Source organism: Rodentibacter mrazii, from assembly GCF_001998825.1.
In the GTDB taxonomy this organism is placed as follows: Bacteria; Pseudomonadota; Gammaproteobacteria; order Enterobacterales; family Pasteurellaceae; genus Rodentibacter; species Rodentibacter mrazii.
This window is the reverse complement of record NZ_MLHG01000013.1, coordinates 99883-107441: the sequence shown is the minus strand read 5'-3', so window position 1 is coordinate 107441 and position 7559 is coordinate 99883. Positions and strand designations below refer to the sequence as shown.

Below are 7559 nucleotides of genomic sequence, written 5' to 3'. Positions count from 1 at the left end.
AATCACCAAAATTTTTTCTAGTTTATATCAAAAATGTGAGCGAGCTAACATTTTAGCTGTTTTTTATCCTTATGATTAGTAGTAAAATGATACCCGTTCTGAGTTATCTGCTTCATAATTCATCATTTTATTGTATTAGTGTAATTCTCAAAAAGATTTATTATGTGTGGTGATTTAGTATTTGCTTAATTGGATTAAGTAGTTTAATTAGGTATTTGGGGTGATTATTTAAAGGATGGTCTTTATTAATCATAGTGAATGACTTGTAATTTTTACAAGAGGTTGAGATGTTAGACGTTGTTGAACTTTCTCGCTTGCAGTTTGCTTTAACTGCGTTATATCACTTCATTTTTGTCCCTTTAACATTAGGTTTGACTTTCGTATTGGTAATTATGGAAACCACCTATGTTGTAACAGGCAAAGAAGTTTATAAAGATATGACAAAATTCTGGGGTAAGTTATTTGGTATTAACTTTGCCCTTGGGGTGACTACAGGTATCATTATGGAATTCCAATTTGGTACTAACTGGTCATACTATTCTCACTATGTGGGTGATATTTTCGGTGCGCCGTTGGCGATTGAGGCATTACTTGCATTCTTCTTAGAATCAACATTTGTTGGTTTATTCTTCTTCGGTTGGGATCGTTTATCTAAAGGTAAACACTTACTGACCACATACTGTGTTGCGTTTGGTTCAAATCTCTCCGCTATGTGGATTCTTGTTGCAAATGGTTGGATGCAAAATCCGGTTGCATCAGAATTCAATTTTGAAACTGTACGTATGGAAATGACCAGCTTTATGGATTTATGGTTAAATCCGGTTGCACAAAGTAAATTCTTACATACGCTTTCTGCCGGTTATGTAACGGGTGCATTCTTCGTGTTAGGAATTAGCGCATACTATTTATTAAAAGGTCGTGATCTTGGATTTGCAAAACGTTCTTTCTCTATCGCTGCAACCTTTGGTTTTATTGCTTCTATTTCCGTATTAATTCTTGGTGATGAGTCCGGTTATGATATTGGTAAAGCACAACCGGTGAAACTGGCAGCAATGGAAGCTGAGTTTGAGACCCAACCTGCACCGGCCGCATTTCATATCGCAGCCATTCCTAACTCGGCTGAAATGAAAAATGATTTCGAAATTAGTGTACCAATGATTGGCGGTATTGTTGCAACCCGTTCTTTTGATAAAGAAATCACAGGTTTAAAAGAACTCCAAGCTTTAAATGAGCAAAGAGTACGCAGTGGTATCATGGCTTATGATCTTTTCACTCAATTAAAAGCAGAGAAAAAAGCATCGGGTCAAGTTAATCCTGAAACGAAAGCAAAATTTGAAGAAGTGAAAAAAGATCTTGGATTTGGTTTATTGCTAAAACGCTATACCGATAAAGTAGTGGATGCGACAGAAGAACAAATTAAACAAGCTGCTCGTGATACCATTCCAAATGTCGGTCCTAACTTCTGGGCATTCCGTGCAATGCTTGCTGTTGGTGGTTTACTCGCATTATTAGCATTTGGTGCGTTTGTTCAAAATCTACGTAACAAAGTGACACAAAGTCCATTATTACTAAGAGCATTGTTATGGAGCTTACCTTTACCTTGGATTGCCATTGAATGTGGTTGGTTCTTAGCCGAGTATGGTCGTCAACCGTGGGCAATTTATGAAGTGTTACCGGTAGGGGTATCCGCTTCAAATTTAGGTGTAGGAGATCTTTGGTTCTCTATTGGTTTAATCTGTGCTCTTTATATGGCGTTTATCATTGTTGAGATGTATTTAATGTTTAAATATGCACGTTTAGGTCCGAGTGCATTGAAAACCGGTAAATACTACTTTGAACAATCATCTAAATAAGCAGGAGACGAATTATGATTGATTATGAATTTCTACGTTTTATTTGGTGGGTGTTAGTTGTTGTATTGCTGATCGGTTTCTCTGTAACTGACGGATTTGATATGGGGGTGACCGCACTTTTACCTGTTGCCGGTAAAAAAGAAGTGGAACGCCGTATTATGATAAACTCAATTGCCCCTCACTGGGATGGTAACCAAGTTTGGTTATTAACAGCTGGTGGTGCGGTGTTCGCAGCATGGCCAATTGTCTATGCGGTATCATTCTCTGGTTTCTATATTGCACTCGTGTTGGTGTTAGCTGCACTTTTCTTCCGTCCAATCGGGTTTGAATATCGTGCAAAAATTGATAACCCGACATGGCGTACAGTATGGGATTGGGGCTTGTTTGCCGGAGGTTTTGTCCCAGCGTTAGTTTTCGGTGTGGCATTTGGTAACTTACTACAAGGTGTTCCATTTGAATTTAACGAAATCGCACAGGTAACTTATACCGGTTCGTTCTTTGCATTATTAAATCCATTTGCCTTGCTATGCGGTGTGATTAGCTTAGCGATGCTTGTAACACACGGCGCAAATTGGCTACAAATGAAAACGACCTCAGAATTAAGAGATCGAGCTCGTGCGATAACCCAAATTGGTGCATTTGTCACTTTAATCGCGTTTGTTCTTGCTGGGGTGTGGCTATACTTCAAAGAGGGTTATGTTGTCACCAGTACAGTTGATCACTTTGCACCATCTTCTCCTATAGGTAAAGAAGTTGCAGTTGAAACTGGAGCATGGTTCAGAAACTTTAATGAGATGCCTATTTTATGGATTTTCCCTGCATTAGCCGTGGCAAGTGCATTATTGAATGTGGTTTTCTCAAAAGCGAATCGTTGTGGATTTGCATTTTTATTCTCCTCATTAACCATGGCTGGCGTGATTATCACTGCCGCAGTTTCTATGTTCCCATTTGTGATGCCTTCAAGCTCACATCCTGAACAAAGTTTGTTAATGTGGGATGCGACATCTAGCGAATTAACGCTTACTTGGATGCTTTTCTTAGCGCTAGTATTTGTGGTTATTTCCCTTGCTTATACCATTTGGTCATACATTAAAATGTTTGGTCGTTTGGATGAGCGTTTTGTGGAAGAAAACACAAACTCATTATACTAAAGGAGATATGAGATGTTATATATAATTTGGGTAGTGGGTATTTTAGCGGCAATTTTTGCAAGCGTTAAAGTCACAAAAAACAAAGAAAATTTAGGGCAATTTGACGAATAATGATTCAGTTTCTCTATCAATATGTTAACAAGGGTTCGTTTAGAACCCTTTCATTTATCTTAGCGATTATCTTGACGCTTGTCTTTCTGTTTAATTTCAATCAGTTTTCTACTCAATTAAGAACTGCTAACCCGTTCCTAGTTCTTTTCATTCTATGGGGGGGAGTTTGCGCATGGATTCACGGAATTGGCTTTGAGATTAAGCACACTTTTTGGAAAGCGATATTTTCCCCTTATTTTGGCTATTTCTCGTTTTTATCCTTAATAGTTTTACATTATTCATAAATTCGATCTTGCCTATTTGAAAGTACTTGCGAATAGTAGGATCTGACTCTAAAATACGCAACCTTAGGTTGTTGAATAAGGAAAATCGTGTGGATTCAAGGATCTTTCGTTTCCCAGTTCGGGTGTATTATGAAGATACGGATGCTGGTGGAGTGGTTTACCATGCACGTTACTTGCATTTTTTTGAACGTGCGAGAACAGAATATTTAAGAAAACAAAATTTTTCTCAACAAATATTATTGCAGGAACAACAAGCAGTGTTCGTTGTCAAATCAATGGCGATTGACTATTGTATTCCGGCAAAACTGGATGATTATCTTATTGTTGAAACAGAAGTTATGGCAATAAAAGGTGCAACAATCCTTTTTGAGCAGCGACTGATGAGAGAAACAGTAATTCTATCAAAGGCTACTGTAAAAGTAGCCTATGTTGATCTTGGCAAAATGAAACCGGCGGCAATTCCAACTGAAATAAAAGCTGCCTTTTCAAACAATATAACCTTCTCGGAGTAGGGTGATGACTGCAGAATTGAATTTTTTAGATCTTTTTCTAAAAGCAAGTATCGTTGTACAACTTGTCATTGTGATTTTAATTTTATTTTCAATTATTTCTTGGGCAATTATTATTCAACGTAGCCGTATATTGGGAAATGCTTTAAAGGAAGCCAATGCTTTTGAAGATAGATTTTGGTCTGGTGAAGATCTTAATAAATTGTATGAAGGCTTATCTAATCGTCGCGATTTATTAACCGGCAGCGAACAAATTTTCTTTGTTGGGTTTAAAGAGTTTTCACGTTTAAAGCAAGTGAATGCAGATGCACCTGAAGCCATTATTAAAGGAACAACCCGAGCAATGAATTTAGCGATGAATCGCGAAGTTGAAACGCTTGAAAGTCGCGTTCCATTTTTGGCAACCGTTGCTTCTGTAAGCCCTTATATCGGTTTGTTTGGGACCGTATGGGGTATCATGCACGCATTTATGGCATTAAGTGGTGCAAAACAAGCGACTTTACAAATGGTTGCACCGGGGATCGCAGAAGCTTTAATTGCGACAGCAATCGGTTTATTTGCTGCAATCCCTGCTGTTATGGCATATAACCGTTTAAGTCTGCGTGTGAGTGCGATTGAACAAAATTATGGTAACTTTATTGATGAATTTACTACAATTTTACATCGTCAAGCCTTTGGTAAAGCACTACATTCCCATTAAAATAACAGGGAAATCAACCGCACTTTAACAAACAAGTGCGGTCATTTTAATGAAGTTTTAGAGGAAAATATGGCTCGTCGCTCACGTAAAGAGATTAAATCTGAAATTAATATTGTTCCGTTTTTGGATGTATTACTTGTACTTGTGCTAATTTTCATGGCAACAGCACCGATCATTAGCCAAAGTGTCCAAGTTGAACTTCCTGATTCGGTTCAAAGTCAAAATGTGTCAAATGAAGATAAAACGCCCGTTATTTTGGAAGTTTCCGGCATAGGTCAGTATGCCCTTTCTATTGGTGGAGACCGTCAAGAAGGACTGACAGAAGAAATGGTAACACAACTATCAAAACAAGAATTTGATAAAGATAATAATACGATGTTTCTTGTTGGAGGTGCAAAAGAAGTGCCTTATGAGGAAGTCATTAAAGCATTGAATTTACTTCATTTGGCAGGTATTAAATCTGTTGGTTTAATGACAAATCCAATTTAATCGAGTAGGTAAAACGTGCAGAATAATCGACAAAAAAAAGGAGCGAATGCGTTTGTCATTTCGATTCTTATGCACCTTGCTTTATTTGGGCTTTTGATTTGGAGTTCTTTCTATCAAACTGTTGAAATTATGGGCGGTGGTGAAGGTGATGGCGAAGTGCTGGGTGCAGTTATGGTTGATACCGGAAATGCTGCGCAAGAGTGGGGGCGTATCCAACAACATAAAAAAGGTCAAGCCGATAAACAAAAAAAGCCTGAGCCTGTTGTTGAGGAGAAACCGACAGTGGAACAAGAAGACGTTCGTCAACAAGAAATTGCTAAACAAGAAGAGCTAAAACGCCAACAGGAAATTCAGCATCAAAGGGAAATTGAGCGTCAGAAACAAGAAGCAGCGGAAAAACAAAAACAGCTAGAAATAGCCCGTCAGGAAACTTTAAAAAAGCAGGCGGAAGAGACCAAGGCAAAGCAGATGGCTGAAGCTGCTAAGTTAAAAGCGGAGGCAGAAGCAAAACGTTTGGCTGCCGCGGCAAAGCAGGCGGAAGAAGAAGCTAAAGCCGAGCAGGCTGCTGCAGAAAAAGCAAAAAAACAAGCAGAGGAAAAACAAAAAGCCGAGTTAAAAGCCAAAACTAAGGCGGCAGCCGAGGCAAAAGCAAAAGCCGATGCTGAAGCCAAAGCGAAGGCCGCAGCAGATGCTAAAGCAAAGGCAGCTGCTGAAGCTGCTGCAAGACGTAAGGCAGATCAGGCTGTTTTAGATGATTTTATGAATGGCGGTAATGTTGGTGGCGGTAGCGCTTCTAAAGGCGGCAACGCCAATAAAGGGGGAACGCAAGGCAGTGGAGCAGGACTAGGTGCCGGTGATGGAGGAAAAGTGGGTGATCAGTATGCCGGTGTCATTAAAAGAGAAATTCAGCGTCGTTTCTTAAAAGATCCTAGTTTTGCCGGTAAAGTTTGCCGTATCAAAATTCAGTTAGGCAGAGATGGTACGATTTTGGGGTATCAAAAAGTATCAGGTCCAGAAGATATTTGTACAGCTGCGTTAAGTGCTGTTGCAAGAACAAAAAAAGTTCCTGCTGCACCGTCTGATGCTGTGTATAATAAATATAAAGCACCAATTATTGATTTTGATATTAAGTAATTAATTTTTGGAAAGTATTAATCAGTTTACTCAAGGGTAACAAAATGAAATTAATTAAAAAGCTTGTAGGCGTGTTTGCAATCGTTCTTGCTTTCGTAGGTAATGCTGTCGCAGAAGATGAAGTTCGTATTGTGATTGATGAAGGTGTTGATGGCGCTCGTCCAATTGCAGTCGTGCCATTTGCAGGATCCGCACCTGAAGATATTGGTAAAATTGTTGCGGACGATTTACGTAATAGTGGTAAATTTAATCCGATTCCCGTGGCTCAAATGCCTCAAAAACCGACTTCAGCATCTGAAGTCAATCCGGAAGCTTGGAGTGCTTTAGGTATTGATGCGGTTGTTGTAGGACAAGTAACAGCGACCGGTAGTGGTTATAATATTTCTTATCAGCTTGTTGATACGGTTGGAGCATCTGGTAATGCGGGTTCAGTACTTGCCCAAAACAGCTATACTGTGACAAATAAGTGGTTACGTTATGGTGCACATACTGTCAGTGATGAAGTGTTTGAGAAATTGACTGCTATTCGTGGGGCTTTCAGAACACGTATTGCCTACGTGGTGCAAAAAAATGGTGGTTCACAACCTTATGAAGTACGTGTAGCAGACTACGATGGTTATAATCAGTTTGTAGTAAATCGTAGTTCTCAACCAATTATGTCTCCTGCATGGTCACCGGATGGTAAGCGTTTGGCATATGTTTCATTTGAAAACAGAAAATCACAGCTGGTGGTTCAGGATTTAGGTTCTGGTGCGCGTAAAGTTGTTGCCTCATTTTCCGGCCATAATGGGGCACCGGCATTTTCACCTGATGGTTCTCGTTTAGCTTTTGCTTCATCACAAGACGGAAATTTAAATATTTATGTGATGAATTCAAACGGTGGAACGCCGACACAATTAACACGTGGGGCAGGTAATAACACTGAGCCATCATGGTCGCCGGATGGCAGTTCAATTTTATTTACTTCGGATAGAGGCGGTTCACCTCAAGTTTATCGTATGAATGCAAACGGTGGTGGCGCTGCATTAGTTGGTGGTCGTGGTAGTGCTCAAATTAGTGCTGACGGGAAAACGCTTGTTATGATCAATGGTAACAACAATGTGGTTAAACAGGATCTTACAACCGGTGTTTCTGAAGTTTTAAGTACATCTTTCCTAGGTGAAAGCCCGAGTATTTCACCTAATGGTATTATGATTATCTATAGTTCTACCCAAGGATTAGGAAAGGTGCTACAATTAGTTTCTGCAGATGGTCGTTTTAAAGCGAGTCTTCCAGGAAGTAACGGCCAAGTAAAATTTCCAGCTTGGTCTCCATATTTAACTAAATAA

At 39.4% G+C, this 7559-nt stretch carries 8 protein-coding genes; all 8 read left to right on the top strand.

What is annotated here, in order from left to right; translation table 11 throughout:
• Nucleotides 1-287 precede the first annotated feature (287 nt).
• Nucleotides 288-1853 carry a cytochrome ubiquinol oxidase subunit I gene (locus BKK47_RS02405; protein WP_077493325.1) on the top strand — a complete coding sequence of 522 codons (1566 nt, stop codon included), beginning with the start codon at nucleotides 288-290 and terminating at the stop codon, nucleotides 1851-1853.
• Nucleotides 1854-1867: 14 nt separating this feature from the next.
• The gene (cydB, locus tag BKK47_RS02400; protein ID WP_077493324.1) at nucleotides 1868-3004 is read left to right on the top strand and encodes a cytochrome d ubiquinol oxidase subunit II; all 1137 of its coding nucleotides are present in this window, start codon (nucleotides 1868-1870) and stop codon (nucleotides 3002-3004) included.
• A 110-nt stretch (nucleotides 3005-3114) separates the two neighbouring features.
• Nucleotides 3115-3399, top strand: coding sequence for a cyd operon protein YbgE (gene ybgE / locus BKK47_RS02395; protein WP_077493323.1), 285 nt, complete (start codon nucleotides 3115-3117; stop codon nucleotides 3397-3399).
• Nucleotides 3400-3488: 89 nt separating this feature from the next.
• On the top strand, nucleotides 3489-3911 hold the full coding sequence (gene ybgC / locus BKK47_RS02390) for a tol-pal system-associated acyl-CoA thioesterase (RefSeq protein WP_077493322.1): 423 nt from the start codon (nucleotides 3489-3491) through the stop codon (nucleotides 3909-3911).
• A 4-nt stretch (nucleotides 3912-3915) separates the two neighbouring features.
• Complete coding sequence (tolQ, locus tag BKK47_RS02385; RefSeq protein ID WP_077493321.1) at nucleotides 3916-4608, top strand: protein TolQ; 693 nt, start codon at nucleotides 3916-3918, stop codon at nucleotides 4606-4608.
• Nucleotides 4609-4677: 69 nt separating this feature from the next.
• A complete protein-coding gene (tolR, locus tag BKK47_RS02380) occupies nucleotides 4678-5097 on the top strand; it encodes a colicin uptake protein TolR (RefSeq protein ID WP_077493320.1) in 420 nt (139 codons plus the stop codon).
• 15 nt (nucleotides 5098-5112) lie between these two features.
• Nucleotides 5113-6231 (top strand): cell envelope integrity protein TolA, encoded by a 1119-nt coding sequence (tolA, locus tag BKK47_RS02375; protein ID WP_077493319.1) that lies wholly within the window; start codon nucleotides 5113-5115, stop codon nucleotides 6229-6231.
• Between the two features lie 44 nt (nucleotides 6232-6275).
• Nucleotides 6276-7559 (top strand): Tol-Pal system beta propeller repeat protein TolB, encoded by a 1284-nt coding sequence (gene tolB, locus BKK47_RS02370; RefSeq protein ID WP_077493318.1) that lies wholly within the window; start codon nucleotides 6276-6278, stop codon nucleotides 7557-7559.

Excerpts from the sequence above, each read along its gene's own strand:
- BKK47_RS02405 (WP_077493325.1), top strand. The coding sequence starts at position 288 with ATGTTAGACGTTGTTGAACTTTCTCGCTTGCAGTTTGCTTTAACTGCG.
- cydB (WP_077493324.1), top strand. The coding sequence starts at position 1,868 with ATGATTGATTATGAATTTCTACGTTTTATTTGGTGGGTGTTAGTTGTT.
- ybgE (WP_077493323.1), top strand. The coding sequence starts at position 3,115 with ATGATTCAGTTTCTCTATCAATATGTTAACAAGGGTTCGTTTAGAACC.
- tolQ (WP_077493321.1), top strand. The coding sequence starts at position 3,916 with ATGACTGCAGAATTGAATTTTTTAGATCTTTTTCTAAAAGCAAGTATC.
- tolR (WP_077493320.1), top strand. The coding sequence starts at position 4,678 with ATGGCTCGTCGCTCACGTAAAGAGATTAAATCTGAAATTAATATTGTT.
- tolB (WP_077493318.1), top strand. The coding sequence starts at position 6,276 with ATGAAATTAATTAAAAAGCTTGTAGGCGTGTTTGCAATCGTTCTTGCT.